Source organism: Bradyrhizobium sp. UFLA05-153, assembly GCF_054185185.1.
Map to the genome: position 1 here is coordinate 1 of NZ_JBBIAM010000159.1, position 18,579 is coordinate 18,579.

Annotated in this window: 19 protein-coding genes and 1 pseudogene; 8 read left to right on the plus strand and 12 right to left on the minus strand. The window is 64.2% G+C overall.

Going from position 1 to position 18,579, the window contains the following annotated elements:
- Window positions 1–252: 252 nt before the first annotated feature.
- Window positions 253–1,200, minus strand: a complete 948-nt coding sequence (locus Q2941_RS45820) for a tetratricopeptide repeat protein (protein WP_458196707.1) — start codon at window positions 1,198–1,200, stop codon at window positions 253–255.
- Between the two features lie 104 nt (window positions 1,201–1,304).
- Between Q2941_RS45820 and Q2941_RS45825 the strand changes: the two genes are divergently transcribed.
- Window positions 1,305–1,580 carry a GNAT family N-acetyltransferase gene (locus tag Q2941_RS45825; protein WP_254112514.1) on the plus strand — a complete coding sequence of 92 codons (276 nt, stop codon included), beginning with the start codon at window positions 1,305–1,307 and terminating at the stop codon, window positions 1,578–1,580.
- Between the two features lie 77 nt (window positions 1,581–1,657).
- On the opposite strand, the gene Q2941_RS45830 is transcribed toward Q2941_RS45825, so the two are convergent.
- Complete coding sequence (locus tag Q2941_RS45830) at window positions 1,658–2,098, minus strand: DUF3597 domain-containing protein (protein ID WP_027527350.1); 441 nt, start codon at window positions 2,096–2,098, stop codon at window positions 1,658–1,660.
- A gap of 338 nt (window positions 2,099–2,436) precedes the next feature.
- On the opposite strand from Q2941_RS45830, the gene Q2941_RS45835 reads away from it, so the two are divergent.
- Window positions 2,437–3,339, plus strand: a complete 903-nt coding sequence (locus Q2941_RS45835; RefSeq protein WP_458196708.1) for a DUF2189 domain-containing protein — start codon at window positions 2,437–2,439, stop codon at window positions 3,337–3,339.
- A 181-nt stretch (window positions 3,340–3,520) separates the two neighbouring features.
- On the plus strand, window positions 3,521–4,345 hold the full coding sequence (locus Q2941_RS45840; protein WP_027527352.1) for a lytic murein transglycosylase: 825 nt from the start codon (window positions 3,521–3,523) through the stop codon (window positions 4,343–4,345).
- Between the two features lie 60 nt (window positions 4,346–4,405).
- Here Q2941_RS45840 and Q2941_RS45845 read toward each other — a convergent pair whose 3' ends face one another.
- A complete protein-coding gene (locus tag Q2941_RS45845) occupies window positions 4,406–4,666 on the minus strand; it encodes a hypothetical protein (RefSeq protein ID WP_027527353.1) in 261 nt (86 codons plus the stop codon).
- Window positions 4,667–5,399: 733 nt separating this feature from the next.
- Here Q2941_RS45845 and Q2941_RS45850 point away from each other — a divergent pair.
- From Q2941_RS45850 to Q2941_RS45860, 3 genes are all read left to right on the plus strand, one after another.
- Window positions 5,400–5,552 (plus strand): DUF1127 domain-containing protein, encoded by a 153-nt coding sequence (locus Q2941_RS45850; RefSeq protein ID WP_084801802.1) that lies wholly within the window; start codon window positions 5,400–5,402, stop codon window positions 5,550–5,552.
- Window positions 5,553–5,675: 123 nt separating this feature from the next.
- Window positions 5,676–7,103 (plus strand): methylenetetrahydrofolate--tRNA-(uracil(54)-C(5))-methyltransferase (FADH(2)-oxidizing) TrmFO, encoded by a 1,428-nt coding sequence (gene trmFO, locus Q2941_RS45855; RefSeq protein WP_458196709.1) that lies wholly within the window; start codon window positions 5,676–5,678, stop codon window positions 7,101–7,103.
- A 7-nt stretch (window positions 7,104–7,110) separates the two neighbouring features.
- Window positions 7,111–8,205 carry a serine/threonine protein kinase gene (locus tag Q2941_RS45860; protein ID WP_458196710.1) on the plus strand — a complete coding sequence of 365 codons (1,095 nt, stop codon included), beginning with the start codon at window positions 7,111–7,113 and terminating at the stop codon, window positions 8,203–8,205.
- Between the two features lie 7 nt (window positions 8,206–8,212).
- Here Q2941_RS45860 and Q2941_RS45865 read toward each other — a convergent pair whose 3' ends face one another.
- The 6 genes from Q2941_RS45865 to yajC are packed head-to-tail and all read right to left on the minus strand — an operon-like array spanning window position 8,213 to window position 13,850.
- On the minus strand, window positions 8,213–9,478 hold the full coding sequence (locus Q2941_RS45865; protein WP_458196711.1) for a threonine ammonia-lyase: 1,266 nt from the start codon (window positions 9,476–9,478) through the stop codon (window positions 8,213–8,215).
- 45 nt (window positions 9,479–9,523) lie between these two features.
- Window positions 9,524–10,381, minus strand: a complete 858-nt coding sequence (locus Q2941_RS45870) for a phytoene/squalene synthase family protein (protein ID WP_458196712.1) — start codon at window positions 10,379–10,381, stop codon at window positions 9,524–9,526.
- Complete coding sequence (locus Q2941_RS45875) at window positions 10,378–10,761, minus strand: Mth938-like domain-containing protein (RefSeq protein ID WP_027527358.1); 384 nt, start codon at window positions 10,759–10,761, stop codon at window positions 10,378–10,380. Before Q2941_RS45875 ends, Q2941_RS45870 begins: the two co-directional genes overlap by 4 nt.
- Before the next feature lie 60 nt (window positions 10,762–10,821).
- Window positions 10,822–11,841, minus strand: a complete 1,020-nt coding sequence (gene secF / locus Q2941_RS45880; RefSeq protein WP_027527359.1) for a protein translocase subunit SecF — start codon at window positions 11,839–11,841, stop codon at window positions 10,822–10,824.
- Between the two features lie 10 nt (window positions 11,842–11,851).
- Complete coding sequence (secD, locus tag Q2941_RS45885; protein WP_027527360.1) at window positions 11,852–13,450, minus strand: protein translocase subunit SecD; 1,599 nt, start codon at window positions 13,448–13,450, stop codon at window positions 11,852–11,854.
- Between the two features lie 46 nt (window positions 13,451–13,496).
- A complete protein-coding gene (gene yajC / locus Q2941_RS45890; RefSeq protein ID WP_027527361.1) occupies window positions 13,497–13,850 on the minus strand; it encodes a preprotein translocase subunit YajC in 354 nt (117 codons plus the stop codon).
- A 182-nt stretch (window positions 13,851–14,032) separates the two neighbouring features.
- Here yajC and Q2941_RS45895 point away from each other — a divergent pair, with 182 nt between their 5' ends.
- The gene (locus Q2941_RS45895) at window positions 14,033–15,004 is read left to right on the plus strand and encodes an ATP-binding protein (RefSeq protein WP_027527362.1); all 972 of its coding nucleotides are present in this window, start codon (window positions 14,033–14,035) and stop codon (window positions 15,002–15,004) included.
- Between the two features lie 203 nt (window positions 15,005–15,207).
- On the opposite strand, the gene Q2941_RS45900 is transcribed toward Q2941_RS45895, so the two are convergent.
- Window positions 15,208–16,611 (minus strand): peptidoglycan DD-metalloendopeptidase family protein, encoded by a 1,404-nt coding sequence (locus Q2941_RS45900; protein WP_458196713.1) that lies wholly within the window; start codon window positions 16,609–16,611, stop codon window positions 15,208–15,210.
- 109 nt (window positions 16,612–16,720) lie between these two features.
- Complete coding sequence (locus Q2941_RS45905) at window positions 16,721–17,371, minus strand: protein-L-isoaspartate(D-aspartate) O-methyltransferase (protein ID WP_027527364.1); 651 nt, start codon at window positions 17,369–17,371, stop codon at window positions 16,721–16,723.
- 251 nt (window positions 17,372–17,622) lie between these two features.
- On the opposite strand from Q2941_RS45905, the gene Q2941_RS45910 reads away from it, so the two are divergent.
- Window positions 17,623–17,982 (plus strand): response regulator, encoded by a 360-nt coding sequence (locus Q2941_RS45910; RefSeq protein WP_027527365.1) that lies wholly within the window; start codon window positions 17,623–17,625, stop codon window positions 17,980–17,982.
- 41 nt (window positions 17,983–18,023) lie between these two features.
- Here the strand turns inward: Q2941_RS45910 and Q2941_RS45915 are convergent.
- Window positions 18,024–18,579, minus strand: a pseudogene (locus tag Q2941_RS45915) (hypothetical protein); the annotation flags it as partial.

Sequence of the window (18,579 nt, forward strand, 5' to 3'; positions counted from 1 at the left end):
ACTGAGTCCTCTGCACATCCTTCGAAGGCGACACCGGGTTCTTCAGCTTGACCCGATGTGGCGAACGGCCCGCGCGACTTAGGGAGCAAACCACGCACCTTGTCGCAAACCACATTGAGCGGGAGTTTGTGAATCCGATCAGGCGACGCCCGATTTCCGTTTAGGGTCCACGAGCAGAAATGCTCTGACTGATCGCAAGATTTCCGCTTGACCATCAGAAAGCTGACGTCTGCGCCTTCATGAATACACGCCCTACAGCGCGCCCAGCTTCTGCAGCGCCTCGCGTGCGGTCGGCAGGCCTGGTTTCAACTCCAGCGCCTTGCGGAAGTCGGCGATCGCGCCCTGCTTGTCGCCGAGCTGCATCCTGGCTTGGCCGCGGTTGTTCCAGGAAAACGCATCCGAGGGATCATATTGTAGCGCCTTGTCGTAGTTGGCAAGGCCGCCTCTGATGTCACCCTGAAAGAGGCGGATCATGCCGCGATTGCGCCAGCCGCGCGCGTCGGTCGGCGCCAGGCGGATCGCCTCGCCATAGTCAGCGGCGGCGCGATCGAGCTGCTCGCTATCGCGATAGACGTTGCCGCGGTCGATGTAGGCCAGCAGATCGGGCGCAAGCTTGATGCGCGCCGTGTAGTCGGCCAGCGCATGCGCCATGTCGCGCTTGCGATAGTAGGCCAGGCCGCGGTTGCCGTAAGCCATGGCATAGTTGGTATTGAGCTTGATGGCGGTGTCGTAGTCGTCGATCGCACCATCGAGGTCGCCCTTGTTGTAGCGGGACTCGCCGCGATTGTTGTAGGCAATCGCCAACGTCGGATCGAGCTTGATCGCCTGGTCGTAGTCGGCGATAGCGCGATCGAAATCGTGCTTGAAGGCATAGACGCGCCCGCGATTGTTGAAGGCGCAGGCGGAGGTCGGATCGATCTTGACGGCCTCGTCGAGATCGCTGAGCGCGGCATCGAGCTCGCGCTTATCGGTCAGGCCATGGCCGCGATTGCAATAGGCAGCGGCGAGCCTGCGGCCGGTCTCGCTCTTTCCGTCGATCACCGCCGAGCAGGACTTGACGCGATCGTCCAGCGCGCTCGTGGTCCCGATGCAGACGTCCCAGGCCTGCGACGCCGCCTCACCGTCCGCGGCCGATGCCGGCGCAGTCCAGGCAAGCGTCAGCACAGCCAGCGAAGCCACACGACCGACCGAGACACGCATGTGACGGATATCTCCCCTGCAACGGTGTCCGTTGGTCGCGCCTTGGCAGAGGCTGGTTCATAGGCCTAGATCAGGCCTTGCAAGGACGGGGGGAAGGGACTGGCATGTCGGCATCGGTACGCGACAACGAGGACAAAAGCCGCTTCGAGCTCGATGTCGGCCAGGAGGTCGCCTTCGCCAATTACCGGCTGACGACCTCGGCGGTGATCATCACCCACACCGAGACGCCGCGCGCGCTGCGCGGCCGCGGCATCGCATCCGAACTGGTGAAGGGCGCACTGGAATTGATCCGGCGAGATGGTAGGAAGGTCGTCGCCCGCTGCGGCTTTGTCGTCGACTATCTCGACAAGCACCCGGAATATGCGGATCTCGTTGCGTAAGGCCGGACACTAAGAGGCCAGACACCAAAAAGGCCCGCGATCTCGCGGGCCTTTTTCAACGTCGACGGCGCTTGCCGTCAGTGCTTGATCTCCGGCGGCAGCTTGCCGCCATTGGCGGCGAGCTTGGACATCACCTGCTTGTGCAGCCAGACGTTCATGGTGGCGGAATCGTTGGTATCGCCGGTGTAGCCGAGCTCCTTGGCGAGCTCCTTGCGCGCAGCAAGGCTGGAGTCGATGTCGAGCGCCTTCATGAGGTCGACGATCGAGGTGCGCCATTCCAGCTTCTCGCCCTTGTGCGCGGCGACCGCCTTGTCGACGATCGCGGCCACGTCCACGGTCTGCGCGGGTGCGGCGGATGGCGCAGCGGAAGGTGCGGCCGACGGCGCCGAGGCTGAAGGAGCGGAGGCCGAAGGCGCGGAGCCTGCCGGCGCTCCGCCGGAGGTCGCTCCGCCGGCCGGCGCAGCCGCGGCAGGATGGCTGCCGAAGATCGCGCTGGCGATTTTACTGAAGATGCTCATGTCTGCTCCCCGAAAAGGATCGGTTGGAAGGGCCTGAGGTACCAACACTATAGACCAAGTTTCTGTGTCGCGTCCGCTGCTCGAGCGAAGCATGTCACAGCATCAGCTTATCTGCGGCGAAATGACGACCGAATGACATATTCGTGGTTGCACTGCGACATCGAATTTCACCCAGGCGTGAGGGACAGCTCCTGCGAATGGGAGTACGCTTTCATTTCAGTTCGCGATCCCCGCCGGTCTTCGCGTCTGGTCTGGAATCGCGATTGTCTGGGAAATAGCGGCCGCTTGCGCCGTTTGCCGGCGCAGCATTCGGCTGCGCGGCAAGGGAGCAAGCGAACATGGCCACACTCTACCACGGCAATGTCCCCAGTATGGCCCAGCCTGCTGATGCGGCTGGACCGGTCATCCGAACCATCCAACTGTCCGATCTGCATGACGCGCTCAAGCGCGGCTGGGAGGATTTCAAGGAGGTGCCGAGCCACGCCGTCGTGCTCTGCATCATTTATCCGGTGCTCGGCCTCGTGCTCGCACGCGTTGCAATGGGCTGTTCGGTGATACCGCTGTTGTTTCCGCTGGCCGCGGGCTTCGCGCTGATCGGCCCGTTCGCGGCGCTCGGCCTCTATGAACTCAGCAGCCGGCGCGAACGCGGCGAGGACGCCAGCGCCTGGGACGCCATGGACGTGTTACGCTCGCCCTCCTTCGGGGCCATGCTCGGGCTCGGCACGCTCCTGCTCGCGCTGTTCGTGACCTGGGTTGCGACCGCGCAGGCGATCTACGTGGCGGCATTCGGCTATGAGGGCGTCACCGGTATTTCCGATTTCCTCACGCGCGTGCTGACGACGCCGCAGGGCTGGTGGCTGATCGTAGTCGGCTGCGGCGTCGGCTTCCTGTTCGCGCTCGCCGCGCTCTGCATCAGCGTCATCTCGTTCCCGTTGATGCTCGACCGGCACGCCACCGCGGGCGAAGCCATGGTGACCTCGCTGCGCGCCGTGGCGAAGAACCCGGCGCCGATGGCGGCCTGGGGCGTGATCGTCGCAGCGCTGCTGGCGCTCGGAACCATCCCGGCGTTCCTCGGCCTCGCGGTCGTCATCCCCCTGCTCGGCCACGCCACCTGGCATCTCTATCGCAAGGTGATCGTGTCCGATCCCAATGCACGGCATGACGCGCCGCCGCCGCGCCCGCGCAAGCCGGCTGCTGATTTTCCCGCCAACCTGTTCCCCTGGCGGAATCGATCGGAGTGAAACGGAAATCACGTTGCTGCGAGTCCGCCGGTTGATCGCTTGCGGCCTCGCCCGATATCATTCCTTTAACCCTGCTCGTGCCTGAGTAGACGCCACTGGCCCATGGGCCTTGTTTTAGCCGCGGTTGGAACCGACATTCCGCACCGCCGGTCATGCCACATCATTGGATCGATCCGTTCGAATGACCCCGACGATTTCTCGTCTCGCCCTCGCAGCCTTCGCCCTCACCGCCTCGATTGCCTCAGCCGGGCCCGCGCTCGCCGCATCTGCCTGCGGTTCGGGCAATTTCGATGCCTGGGTTGCCGACTTCAAGACCGAAGCTGCCGCCAAGGGCATCTCGCAGCAGGCGATCACGGCCGGCCTTGCCGGCGTCACGCTCGATCAAACCGTACTGTCGCGCGACCGTTCGCAAAAAGTCTTCAGCCAGAGTTTTGAGGAGTTCTCAGGCCGCATGGTGCCGCCGCGCATGCAGCGTGGCTCCAACATGATGAAGCAGTACGGCTCGGTGCTGTCGCGGATCGAGCAGAGCTATGGCGTGCCCGGCGAGGTGCTGGTCGCCATCTGGGGACTGGAGACCGATTTCGGCGTAAACACCGGCAAGTTTCCGACGCTGCGCTCGCTCGCGACGCTTGCCTATGACTGCCGGCGCGCCGAGCAGTTTCGCGGCGAGCTGATGGATGCGCTGCGCATCGTTCAGCGTGGTGATCTTGCGCCGAACGAGATGAAGGGCGCCTGGGCCGGCGAGCTCGGCCAGACCCAGTTCATGCCGTCATCCTGGATGAAATATGCCGTCGACTTCGACGGCAATGGCCGGCGCGACCTCCTGCACAGCGCGCCCGACGTGCTCGCCTCGACCGCCAATTATCTTGCGAACTACGGCTGGCAGCGCGGCAAGGATTTTGAGCCCGGCGGCCCCAACTTCGCGGTGCTCCAGCAATGGAACAAGAGCGAGGTCTACGCCAAGACGGTCGCCTCTTTCGCGACCCAGCTCGCGCGCGCTCCCTAGGAAGTTTCAAAAGAATAGGGGCCGATCGCGTCGCGACCGGCCCTCCTTGGTTTCCTGGCGTTACTTGCCCGCGGTGGCGTGCATCGCCTTGTTGAGGTGCGCGCCGCACACACCCATCTTGCCGTTCAACAGCGCGTCCTGAGCCGCAGCGATCTCCTTCTGCGCGGTGAACTTGCTGTCACCGTCGGACATGTTCTCGATCGCGGTCTCGGTCTGCTCGAGATTGGTCGCGCTGCATCCGCCCATCTTCTTCGCGGCCTGCGCGGGAGCGACGGCGAATGCGACGGCGGCAATTGCGATGACCCCTAGTAACGTCTTCATTGTTACCTTCCTTCTCTTATTGTGCGCAGCCCGACGTCATTGCCGGAATCTGCGGGCGAGATTGTTCGTCGACCGCCGCAAGTTTCGAGAATGAATTCCCCGCGAGAACCGCGTGAAGTTGCGCGGCGTGCAGAGCCTCATGCGAAAATTCTGATTTTCATTACAGTTTTGTAATTTGGCTCTTGCACGCTCGGCGTGTGTGCATCGCAGCGAAGACAATGGGAGACGCGGTCGGGGTCGCGCAGACCGAGATTGGGCCTCTGACCAGGGCAAGCAGGAATCGATGCCAACTCCGAATCGAAGCGATTGGGCACTCCCGACTCACAACCATCCGACACCAGGTCTTCCCGGCCAACGGCTTCAGATGACAAAACAGTGAACACGAAATCAGTTCTATGAATCATAATGCATGCGAATCGCGCATACGACATGGCGGTACGAATTCCGCCTGGCGGCTTGCGGCGGGCTTGGCGCGACATATTTTTGTAACGGATGGAACCAACAGAAAATGCTATAAATCCGTGATTTCACGGGATGTTATTACGCTCGCAGGTCCGCCGGGCCTAGCTCTTGGGCGGGACTGCCAACCCGTTAATCGATCCTTACTATTGCTATGCGCTCTTCGCTTAGCTGCATCGCAACATCGGAACTTCCGCAGTGCAACAGTCCCATCTATATTCATTTCAACGATGACGCCCAGGTCAAGGGCTGAATCGAACTACAGGAGACTACCATGCTGCTCTCGCTCATCCGTATGATCCACGCGTTCCGGGACTATCAGCGCAATGTTGCTGAACTCTCGCAGCTCAGCGATCGCGAGCTGGCCGACATCGGCCTCGACCGTTCGGACATTCCGCGCGTTGCCGCCGGCGCCTACAAGGGCTGATTGGCCCTTCACGGACCGGACGAACCGATAGCGCCCGCCTCGTGCGGGCGTTGTCGTTTCTGGGGTGAGAAACGCCATCACGGCGATTCCACTCGGCACTGAAAAGCGCTACCTGTCGCGCCCATGACAGGACCCAATTCCAAGACCGTACACATCATCGGCGCGGGCCTTGCCGGCTCCGAAGCCGCCTGGCAGGTCGCCAGATCAGGCGTATCCGTGGTGCTGCACGAGATGCGGCCGAGGCGCATGACCGAGGCCCACCGCACCGATGGGCTCGCCGAGCTCGTCTGCTCGAACTCGTTCCGCTCCGACGATGCCGCCAACAACGCCGTCGGCCTCCTGCACGCCGAAATGCGCCGCCTCGGCTCGCTGATCATGCGCGCGGCGGATGCCAACCAGGTGCCCGCGGGCGGCGCACTGGCCGTCGACCGTGAGGGCTTTTCCGCCGCCGTCACCAAGGCGCTGAACGAACATCCCCTGATCGAGATCGCCCGCGACGAGGTCGCCGGCCTGCCGCCGGCCGACTGGGACAACGTGATCGTCGCGACCGGCCCCCTCACCTCTGCGCCGCTGGCGGACGCGATCCGCGAGCTGACGGATGAAAACGCGCTTGCCTTCTTCGATGCGATCGCGCCGATCGTGCATCGCGACTCTATCGACATGTCGGTCGCCTGGTTCCAGTCGCGCTATGACAAGGTCGGCCCCGGCGGCAATGGCGCCGACTACATCAACTGCCCGATGACGAAGGAGCAGTATGACGGCTTCGTCGCCGCGCTGATTGCAGGCGAGAAGACCGAGTTCAAGGAGTGGGAGACCAACACGCCCTATTTCGATGGCTGCCTGCCGATCGAGGTGATGGCCGAGCGCGGGCCCGAGACCTTGCGTCATGGCCCGATGAAGCCGGTCGGGCTGACCAATCCGAACGATCCGAGGACCAAGCCTTACGCGATCGTGCAGCTCCGCCAGGACAACAAGCTCGGCACGCTCTACAACATCGTCGGCTTCCAGACGAAATTGAAGTACGGCGAGCAGCAGCGCATCTTCCGTAGCATTCCGGGCCTTGAGAACGCGGAATTCGCGCGCCTTGGCGGCCTGCATCGCAACACCTTCCTCAATTCGCCAAAGCTGCTCGACGGCCAGCTCCGTCTGCGCGCGCAGCCGCGGCTGCGCTTTGCCGGCCAGATGACGGGCTGCGAGGGCTATGTTGAATCTGCCAGCGTCGGCCTGATCGCCGGCCTCTATGCGGCAGCGGATGCGCGTGGCGAGCAGCTCGCAAGCCCGCCAGCGACGACCGCGCTGGGATCGCTGCTCGGGCACATCACCGGCGGCCATATCGAGACCATCGAGCCGGGCACGCGCTCGTTCCAGCCGATGAACATCAATTTCGGCCTGTTTCCCCCGCTCGCGACCGTGCCGACCAAAAAGCCCGATGGTACGCGGCTGCGCGGCAATGAGAAGACGGTCGCCAAGAAACAGGCGCTGAGCGCCCGCGCGCTCGCCGATCTCGATCGTTGGATCGCCAATCACCAAAACATCGCCGCAGCGGCGTGAGCCTGTCATGAGCCTACCCAAAGAAGACGCCGCTGATCTCGCGGCGCGCTGGACCGAGGGCGTGCTCCTGAAGCGCGACGTGTTCTCGACTGTCGAGCGCGGCCGATTCAGGAGTGAGTGCGGAGAGGTCGATGCGGTGCTGCGCCGGCTCGACGAGGTGCCGTGGTGGTCGTTGGTGCTGGCGCGCCATCTGTTCGCGCGCGAGAAACATGCGCTGGCGCTGGCAAAGGGCCTGAACGTCGGTCCTGAGCTGCTCTGGGCCGGCCGCCGCGCGCTGGTCCGCGGCTTCGTCGACGGCGTCGCGCTGCACCTGGCCAAGCCGCACGGCAATGTCGCCTATTTCCGTTCCGCCAAGGACGCGCTGCGCCGGCTGCGCCGCGCCGGCATCTGCCACAACGACCTTGCGAAGGAGCAGAACTGGCTGGTCGGCCGCGACGGCCGCGCCTATGTGACCGACTTCCAGCTCGCCGCCTGCTTTGCGCGTCGCGGCCGGCTGTATCGCATTCTCGCCTACGAGGACCTCAGGCATCTTTTGAAGCACAAGCGCTCCTATGCGCCCGAGGCGCTGACGCCCAGGGAGCGCAAGATCCTCGCGAAGAAATCCTTTGCCGCGAGCCTTTGGCTCGCCACCGGCAAGAAGGTCTATCGCGCGATCACCCGCGGGCTGTTCAATTTCACCGACCGGGAGGGCGGTGGCCGCAGGCTCGTCAACGACGCGCCAGTGCTCATCGACCTCATTCGCAAGAATCCGGCCGTGCGTGACACCGCCATTGTCGCTTTCGCCGACCGCCGTTCCGGCGTCGGGCTCTACGCCTTCGTCGAGGCCGACCAGTCGGCGCTCGAAGGCCAGCTGCGCAACGAGCTCACGGCTGCGAAGGGACCAAAGCCGCCCGAGCACATCCAGGTCGTGCACGCCCTGCCGCGCGACGCCAGCGGCAAGCCGCGCACCGAGATCCTCCAGCTCGTGGCGATGAACCAGCTCGATCTGATCGAGCCGATGATGACGAGCGACCAGGACCGCGCGTTCCTCAAGGACATCCTGGAGCAGCGCAAGAATTTGCGCGACCGCTTCAATTTCGAGGCGGATTTGCCGTCGAGCTAGTTGCACCTCACGTGCAGCGCGCGCTCAGGCCGGAGGCACCGAGCTTGGCCATGACCTCGTCGAGATGCGCGGCATCGCGCGTCTCGATGACGAGCTGAAGCAGCGTCGCCTTGGCCGGCAGATCGGAGAACGTCCGCTGGTGCGAAACCTCGATGATGTTGGCGCCGGCTTCCGCGAGCAGCGCCGCCACCGCGGCGAGCTGGCCCGGCCTGTCGGGGATGTCGAGCGACAATTGCGTCAGCCGTCCTTCGCGCGCGAGCTCGCGGGTCAGGACCGAGGCGATCAGCCGCGTGTCGATATTGCCGCCGCTCAGGACAAGGCCGACCTTCCGGCCGGCAAAGCGCGAGGGGTCGCTCATGATCGCCGCGAGCCCGGCGGCGCCCGCGCCTTCCACCACGGTCTTCTCGATCGAGATCAGGGTCGCAACGGCGCGTTCGAGCTCGGCCTCATTCACCAGCGCGATGTCGTCGACAAGGCGGCGGACGATCTCGGTCGTGATCTTGCCCGGCGACTTCACCGCGATGCCTTCGGCCAGCGTGTCGCCGCGCGCGGGCAAATTGCCGTCATGGATGGCGTTGTACATCGAGGGATAGAGCCAGGCCTCGACCCCGAGAATTCGTAAGGACGGCTTGAGCGCCTTGGCCGCAATGGCGATGCCGCTGATCAGGCCGCCGCCGCCGATCGGAACGACCAGCGTATCCAGCTCCGGCACCGCCTTGAGCATCTCGAGCCCGACCGTGCCCTGCCCGGCGATGACGAGCGGATCGTCATAGGGATGGACGAAGATCATGCCGCGCGCTTCGCCACGCGTGCGCGCGAAGGTGGCAGCCTCTTCGAGGGTCGCGCCGGTGACGATCACCTCGGCGCCGTGATGCCTGGTGTTCTCGATCTTCACCATCGGCGTGCCGACCGGCATCACGATGGTCGCGGGAATGCCGAGGCGCTTGGCGTGATAGGCAACGCCCTGCGCGTGGTTGCCGGCCGACATCGCGATGACGCCGCGTTGCCGCTCTTCCGCTGAGAGCGCGGTCAGGCGGTTGAGGGCGCCGCGCTCCTTGAACGAGGAGGTGAACTGGAGATTTTCGAACTTGAGCCAGAGATCGCAGCCGCAGATCGCGCTGAGCGTGCGACTGTAGTTGCAGGGCGTCTGAACGACGGCGCCGCGGACCACGTCCGCAGCCGCTTGTAGATCGGCGACCGTCACTGGAAGGTCGCTCAGGTCGACCGCTGAATCCGGCGTGCGTCGCGAGGTGGTGTCGAGTGCTTCGGCCATAGGCCAATATAGGGCATTTGGCCTGTTACCGCGATACAGGAGCCGCTATTTGGTAAATTGCCGCGAGCGCGACGCGCGCCAGAGCGTCCACAGGGTTCCTAGCCGCGATGGCGGCTGTAACAGGAAGGGGTTGCGATCCGCGCGGGACAGGCGCGCCAGATCGCGGCGCGCCACTGCTAGCGGCAGGAACGCCGGCCGTGCCGGCGGCGGTATCTCCGCCAGCAGCGAGGTCGCCGTCGCGATATGCTTTCGCGCCTCGCTCGTGAGCTCATCCAAAGCCGCGCGCAGCGTCGGCGTCTCCTTGGCGGCAAACACCTCCTCGATGGCGCTGCCATGGCCTTCCAGGAGCTGCTGCGGCACGAACAGCTGGCGATGCGCGGCATCGCGCGGCAGGCTGGCGATCACCTGCACCATGCCCTGCGCGAGGCCGGCATGGCGGGCCAGGTGATCGATGGCCTCCGACGGCCGCGCGCAGATCCGGGCCGCAAGCGACAACAGCGCCGAGCACGTCTCGGTCAGATACCCCTCCAGCGCCGCCATGGTCGGCATCGGGTCGTTGTACAGATCGAACTGGTGCTCCTCGACGAGCCGCGACAAGGGTTCGACCGGAAGATCGTAGTCGCGGATCGCGATCAGGAGCTCGGCGGCGACCGGGTTGCCCTCGGCGCTGCCATGGACATGGCCGGCCAGCATGTCGGTCCACCATTGCAGGCGAATTTCGCCCGGCAGCGGCTGGGTCACCTGATCGCGGACGCGGACGATCTCGGCGTTGAAGGCATAGAGCGCGAGCAACGCGCGGCGCTCATTGGCGGGCACAAACAGGGTCGCGGCGTAGCGCGCGAAATCGTGGCTGCGCACGAGATCGGCGCAGAAGGCAGCGTCGGCAGCCGGTGCGCCACTCATGGCACGGCGATCAGGGCCGCCGCGACACGCCGTCGCTCGCCGATCATGATGTTGTAGGTACGCACGGCGGGGCCGGTCTGCATCGTGTCCAGCACCACCCTCACCGCCTTCAGCGCCTGGCGCAGCTCCGGCGGCGGCAGCCACACGCCGGTTCCTGTGCCGACCAGGAGCGTGTCGATGCTGTTGGCCGCGGCAAAGACCCGCTCCAGCGAGTAGCGGTCGATCTTGGCGGGGTCGGTCACGTCCCAGGCCCAGATCGCGTCGGGCAGGCACAGCAGCGAGCCGCGATGCGACATGCCGGCAAAGGCGAAGCCGCCCTTGCCATAGGCATCGATCGGCGCCGAGCGCGGGAAATGAGGAGCGTTGGGATCGCCGGCCATGGGATTCGTCCGAATGAGCCTACTGCCCTCGCAAACTCTTGCGAGGGCATGCGGTTCGGATCATGCCTTGTTTTTCTTCGCCGGCGTAGCCGTATCGGGCGCATCTTCGCGATGCTCGCCGACGCCGAGATAGATCAGGATCGGGGCCGCGATGAAGATCGAGGTGTAGGTGCCGACCAGCACGACGCCGAACATCATCACCGCGGTGAAGCTGTGGATGGCGTGGCCGCCGAACAGCAGCAGCGCCAGCAAGGCCAGCGTCACCGTGACGTGGGTGATAATCGAGCGCGACAGCGTCGAATTGATGGACTCGTTGAGGAGCTGCGGCATCGGCATCTTCTTGTAACGCCGCAGCATTTCGCGGATGCGGTCGTAGATGACGACGGTGTCGTTCAGCGAGTAGCCGAGAATCGTCAGAAGCGCGGCGATGCTGGTCAGGTCGAAATCGACCTGGCTGATCGACATGAAGCCGATGGTCAGCACGATATCGTGCACGTTGGCGATCATGGCGCCCAGCGCGAACTGCCATTCGAAGCGGAACCAGAGGTAGATCAGGATCGCGACGATCGCGAGCATCAGGCCGAGCATGCCATAGGCCAGCAATTCGCCGGCGACGCGCGGACCGAGCACTTCGGTGCGCTGAATGTCGACGCTGTCGCCGAGCGCGCCACGAACCTTCTGCAAGGCTTCCTGCTGTGCGGCGTCACCGCCCGGCTGCTCCGCGACGCGGATCAGGACGTTCTCGGGGCCGCCGAACTGCTGCAACTGCACTTCGCCCAGACCGAGGGCGTCGAGCGAGGTGCGCATCGCAGCAATGTCGGCGGTGCCGGACTTCGCCTTGACCTCGAGCAGCGTGCCACCCTTGAAGTCGATACCGAGGTTCAGGCCGTGGGTAAAGAACAGCGTGATGGCGACGATCGACAGCGCTGCCGAGATCGGAAAACTGATGCGGCGGAAGCGCGTGAAGTCGAAATGCGTATTGTCGGGGACGATGCGCAGCGACGGCAGCAGGCCGAGCGCGGCAACCACGGTGAGGACGGCAATGAGGACGCCAAGCCCGATGAGAACGAAGTGAGTCACAATCAGGCTCCTAGATCGGCACGCTCTGCGGCCGCTTCCACCGCACCCACCAGGCAACGATCAGCCGGGTCAGCGTGAAGGCGGTGAACACCGTGGTGATGATGCCGATGCCGAGCGTCACGGCGAAGCCGCGCACCGGACCGGTGCCGATATAGAACAGCACGGCAGCAGCAATGAAGGTCGTGATGTTGGAATCGAGGATGGTCGCGAGCGCCCGCTTGAACCCGGCGTCGATCGCCGAGATCGCATTGCGGCCGCCGCGCAGCTCCTCACGGATGCGCTCATAGATCAGCACGTTGGAGTCGACCGCGATACCGACGGTGAGCACGATGCCGGCGATGCCGGGCAGCGTCAGCGTGGCGTTGAGCAGCGACAACAGGCCGAAGATCATCGCGACGTTGATGGCCACCGCGATGTTGGCGAACAGGCCGAACAGCCGGTAGGTCAGCAGCATGAACACGATGACCATGATCGAGCCGACATACGCCGCAAGCTCGCCCTTCTCGATCGAGTCCTGGCCGAGGCCCGGACCAACGGTGCGCTCCTCGATGACGGTCAAGGGCGCCGGCAGCGCGCCGGCGCGCAAGAGGATCGCGAGATCGTTCGCCGATTGCACCGTGAAGCTGCCGGAGATCTGGCCCTGGCCGCCGGTGATCGGCTCGCGGATGACGGGCGCCGAGATCACCTTGTTGTCGAGCACGATCGCGAAGGGTAGCCCGACATTCTCCTGTGTGGCCTGCGAGAACTTGCGCGCGCCCGACGTGTTGAACTTGAAGTTGACGACCGGCTCGCCGGTGCGTTGGTCGAAGCCCGGTTGGGCGTCTGTAAGATCACCACCCGCGACAAGCACCTGCTTCTTGACGACATACGGGGTATTCGGCGGCGACGCGCTCATCAGGAGTTCGGATTCGGCCGGCAGGCTGCCCCGCTGCGCCTGGTCGGGCGGCACAGAGGTATCCACCATGCGGAATTCCATCTTCGCGGTCTGGCCGAGAATAATCTTCAGCCGGGTCGGGTCCTGCAGGCCCGGCACCTGAACCAGGATTCGGTCGGTTCCCTGCCGCTGAATCACCGGTTCGACCGTGCCAAGTTCGTTGACGCGCTTCTCGACGATCTGAATCGACTGTTCGATGGTCTGCCGGATGCGTTCGGTGATGGCCGCCTGAGGCACGGTCAAACGAATCAGGCCGCCCCCAGCGTCGGAGACTTCCAGGCTGCGCTGGCCATTGGAGCCGAGCAAACCGCCCAAGGGCTGCGACAATTCGCGAATCTTCTCGAGCGCGGCGGATAGGTCGGTATCCTTCACTCGGACCTCGACGGCATCGCCTTTGGTCACAAGCCCGGTGTACCCGATCTTGTTGTCACGCAGCACGCGGCGGACGTCGTCGCGGATCTGGTCGAGCTTCTGCCTCTTGACGTAGTTGGAGTCCACCTCGAGCAGCAGATACGAGCCGCCCTGAAGGTCGAGGCCGAGCACGAGCCGGCGCTGCGCCCAGGCGGGCCAGGTCTTGACCTGCGCTTCGGGGAAGAAGTTCGGGACCGCGCAGAGGCACACGATCAGCGCCAGCAGGATGATCCCCAGCGCCTTCCACCGCGTGAAATACAACATCGAGTGAACCTGTCAGATCAGGAGAATACGAGGCTCAAGCGAGCGATCAGCTCGCCGAGTCGTCCTTGGCGCTTTCCTTGGCCGGCTCGCCCTTGGCGCGCACGCCGGAAATCATCTGGCGCATCTGCCGCACCCGCACGCCGTCGGAAATTTCGAACTCGATCTGGTCGTCATCGACGACCTTGGTGACCTTGCCGACGAGGCCGCCCGAGGTCACGACCGTGTCGCCGCGGCGAATGTTCTTCACGAGGTCGGCATGGTCGCGCACCTTCTTCTGCTGCGGGCGCAGAATCAGGAAGTACATGATCACGAAGATCAGGGCGAACGGCAGCAGCGACATCAACATGCTGTTGGTGTCGCCGGCGCCCGCGGCCTGGGCATACGCAGGGGTAATGAACATTCGGACGATCCTCGTGAACGGGGAGAGGGCCGGCATGGCCCCCTCAGGCCAGCCGGGCCGGTCAAATTTCGCGCGGACTATAGCGGCCGCGGTCCCAATTGCAACGCTGCCAGACTGACGATTTGGCCACCTTGCCGGCGGCGCTCAGGCCCGATAAGGCTGCATTCTCAGGAACTTCGGACATGCCCAAAAAACCAAGCAAAACCGCCCGCGGTAAGGCCACCAAGACACCTACCCGAAAGTCCGCCCGCCTCGCGGCAAAACGCCCCACGGCGAACGGCGCCGACCTCGCGCAGGAGCGCATCGTACGTGCGCTGGAGACCATTGCCGCGCACCTTTCGACCCAGGCGCCCGGGACTAACGCGCCCACCTCGTTCGAGCGTGCCGACGCCTTCGTCTGGCATCCGGACGGCCGCCTCTCGGCGGTACCGCGGGTCAGCCGTGTCGACCTCTTCCTACTCAAGGGCATCGACCGGATGCGGGACATCCTGATCGAGAACACCGAGCGCTTCGCAAACGCCCTACCTGCCAACAACGCCCTGCTCTGGGGCGCGCGCGGCATGGGCAAGTCGTCGCTGGTGAAGGCGGCACATGCCAGCATCAACGCGCACCGGAAAGCCGCCGAAAAATTGAAGCTGATCGAGATTCATCGCGAGGACATCGAGACGCTGCCTGCGCTGATGGAGCAATTGCGCAGCTCATCCTTCCGCTTCATCGTGTTCTGCGACGATCTCTCCTTCGATGGCAATGACGCGTCCTACAAATCGCTCAAAGCCGTGCTCGAAGGCGGCATCGAGGGCCGGCCCGACAACGTCATCCTCTACGCCACTTCTAACCGCCGTCACCTGCTCGCGCGCGACATGATCGAGAACGAGCGCTCCACCGCGATCAACCCCGGTGAAGCAGTCGAAGAGAAGGTCTCGCTGTCGGACCGGTTCGGCCTGTGGCTCGGCTTCCACCGCTGCAGCCAGGACGAATATCTCGCGATGGTGCGCGGCTATTGCGGCCATTTCGGCATCAAGGTCGACGGCGAGGCGCTGGAGCGCGAGGCCCTGGAATGGTCGACCACGCGCGGCTCACGCTCCGGCCGCGTCGCCTGGCAGTTCGTGCAGGAACTGGCGGGACGGCTGGGTGTGAAGCTGACGCCGAATTAGGTCGGAAGGCTCTTGCCAACCCACCGGTGTCATTCCCCGCGAAAGCGGGGAATCCAGTACGCCGCGGCTTCTCCGTATCCCGTCGCTGTCTCTGGAATACTGGATCGCCCGCCCCAGTGCGCAATTGCGCACAAGGCGGGCGATGACAGTTTCATTGCGCAGGTCGCGCGCCCTGCTCCCAGAGCCTAAACTGAATTAACGCCTCACGCCCCGTTCAGGAATTGAAGCGGGTCAACCGGGTTTGAACCCTTACGGATCTCGAAGTGAAGTTGCGGCGATGCCACTTCACCGGATTGACCCGACTTGGCAATGACCTGGCCGCGCTTGATGGTATCGCCGCGTTTCACCAACAGCTCACTCGCATGGGCATATGCGGTGACGTAGCCGTTGGAGTGGCGAACCAGGACCAGATTGCCGTAGCCTTTCAGCTCGTTGCCGGAATAGGCAACGACGCCGTCTTCAGCCGCCTTGACCGGCGTACCTTCGGGCACCGCGAGATTGATGCCGTCATTGCTCTTGCCGTTGGTCTTGGCGCCGTAGCTCGTGATCACCTTGCCGCGGACCGGCCAGCGGAAGGTCGGCAGCGCGCCGGTGGCGTCCGCGGCCTTCGCCGGCGTTTCGGCGGACTTCTCTTCGACATTGGCGGTGGCTTGCGCCAGCCGTGCGCTCTGCACCGGCGGCGCGGCGGAAGCGACCCTGGTGGCGGGCACGGTTGCGACCGCGGCAGGCTGCTGGGCAACGGCGACGGGCGCGGCGGCCACCGCCACCGGGGCAGCAGGCGCGGCGACGGCCGCAGTCTTGCCGCCCGGCACGGTCAGCTTGGTGCCGAGCTTGAGCTTGGCGGAGGAATCGAGACCATTGGCGCGCGCGAGCTCAGCCACCGGAATGTGGTTCTTGCGTGCAATGCTGGCGAGCGTGTCACCACGATTGACGAAGTGGGTACTGGACGGAGCGCTGACGGCCGCCACCGGCTTTGCTGCGGGCGCCGCGACTGGCGCTGCGGCAACCGGAGCCAATGCCGGCGCAGGCGCTGCGGCGGTTGCTGCCGGGTGCGGAATGACGAGCTGCTGGCCGGGCGAGAGCGTGCGCGGCCCCTTGTAGCCGTTGGCGGCAAGGATCGCCTGCGGGGTGACGTGATAGCGCTTGGCAAGTACGTCGAGCGTGTCGCTGGTACCGACGATGATCTTGGTTCCGCCGGAGGGACGGGCCGCGGCAACCGAGCGCGGCGGCACGGTGCCGGTGGCTTCAAGATGCGGCTGTGACGGCGGCGCATAGGACCCCATGCCACGCCCGCCTCCGGCTACACCCCCGCCTCCTGCGACGGGAGAGGATTGCGGCGCGGCGATCGCCGGCGGCGGCAACGGCAGGGACTGATAATAGCCGGGCTGTGTCTGCGGCCGTGAATATTGCGGCAGCTCTCGCTGCGGCGGCGGCGCCTGCTGCACCGACCCCGTGGAGTCCTGGGACGCGAAGGGGTTGGAGAAGTTGGATTGCGAAAGCCGCGACGACATATCGGCGCTGCATCCGGCGAAACCGAACGAGATCAGCGCCAGCACCGCGACCTGCGGCACGCGGCGCGAGTAAAGCAACTCGGCAAGAGCGGACATGGTTACTCACTCGTACGCAACTGAACTGGTTTTTTAAGTAAACACGTGCCGAGTAAATAACCGCTTAACCCTCCCAATAAGGTGTTGGCAGCACAGCCGATCCGGAATTCTAGAGCTCGCGCGCTACGCCAGGCAGCGCTGGCACGAAACGAACATCGACGAGTTCCCTGCGCTCGGTCCCCGTCTCGGTGCGGGTCAGGCGGATCAGGGTCTGCACCCCCTGATGGGGGCCGACAGGTGCGATCAGGACGCCCCCGACCTCCAGCCGCGCGATCAGATTGTCCGGGATCTCTTCCATCGCGGCGGTGACGATGATGCGGTCAAAGGGACCGATATTGGCGGGCAGATCGAGACCGTCACCCAGCATCACTTCCACATTGTGGCAGTCGAGCTTTTCGAGCCGGGCGCGCGCCGTATCGGCGAGTTTTCGATAGCGCTCGACCGTCAGGACATGCCCGGCAAGCCGCGACAGCACTGCGGCCTGGTAACCGGAGCCCGTGCCGATCTCCAGCACGCGATGCCGCTTCTGCAACTGAAGCTGCTCGGTCATGTAGGCGACGACGAAGGGCTGGCTGATAGTCTGCCCGCAGGCGATCGGCAAGGCGCTGTCGCGGTAGGCATCCTCCCGGTCAGCCGCCTCGACGAACAGATCGCGTGGCACCTCTTCCATGGTGCGCAGCACCGCCTGGTCACTGATGCCGCGACGTCGCAGCGTGAGCTGAAACATCATTTTTTCCGGCGGATGCTGATTGGTGGTCATGCTAATTTTTCGTCGCGTTTTGATCTCGGCCGGGTCTAACCTGCCATGCAGCTGAGACCTTCGTCGCAGCCGCAGGATTCTTGTTCCAGCGCAGGAACCCATGATAAACTTCTGTCACGGCATCTGACCACATAAACTGCTTTACGCGGAATTGGTCATGCCGGCATTTCCAGATTGGGGTTTGTCCAAACGCTCGTTGCGTCGCATGGTTTTATCTGCGAACGTTTGATGGGAAGGGCAAGGACTCACGGATGACTGCGGGCGGTTCTGTTTTCCTCGTCGAAGACGAGGTCATGATCAGGATGATGGTCGCAGACATGCTCGAAGAGCTTGGCTACAAGGTCGCGGCCGAGGCCGGCGACATTGCCGAAGCGATGCGGCTTGCACAGTCGACCGAATTCGATTTCGCCATCCTCGACGTCAACGTCAACGGCAAGGTGATCTCGCCGGTCGCCGACGTCATCAAGGCCAAGGGCCGGCCCTTCATCTTCGCCACCGGCTACGGCTCATCCGGCCTGCCCGAGCAGTATCGCGACCGGCCGGCGCTGCAAAAGCCGTTTCAGCTCGACGCACTTGGCAAGACCATCGAGTCCGCGCTGCGCGGCGGCTAGCGGGCTGGCCGGGGATTTCAGCGCCTCGGTCGCAGCTATACTCACCTGTCAGCAGTCGTCACGAGTTCAGGCTGAGCGGAGCGCTCATCAGGGAAGGGATGACGGATCCGGCTCGCGTCGATGGTGGGCGGATCAATGGGCAAATTGCCTGTGAGACGCTTTAGCCCGTAAAAGCCGTTCATTGACGCCGCCAACATCAATCCTCCACGGTTGAGGCGGCCCGCGGCACCGGCTAGACGTTGGAATACTGCCTTCGGGCCAAAGGCCCGCTTCCACAGGGCGCGATGCGCTTGGAGAAGCTCATCGGGGGACATCCGCGCCGGCTCGAATGCGACACTGTAACCATTGTAATGTGGCCAATCCCGCTCGACGAGAATGCGCCTGCTGGACAGATGCTCTTCATAGAGAGGGGTGCCGCGGAACGGCGTAAGAATGCTGAGGAACGGGACATCAACGCCGATGGCGTTCAAGCGGTCCGCCGTAGCCACGATCGTCTCTGGCGTCTGGTCGTCGAAACCAGAGAGTCGCCCGTGAAGAATTCGGAAGCGATTGATCTGTCGCTGTGATTTGACGTGAGCAAGTATTCGATTGTGCAAG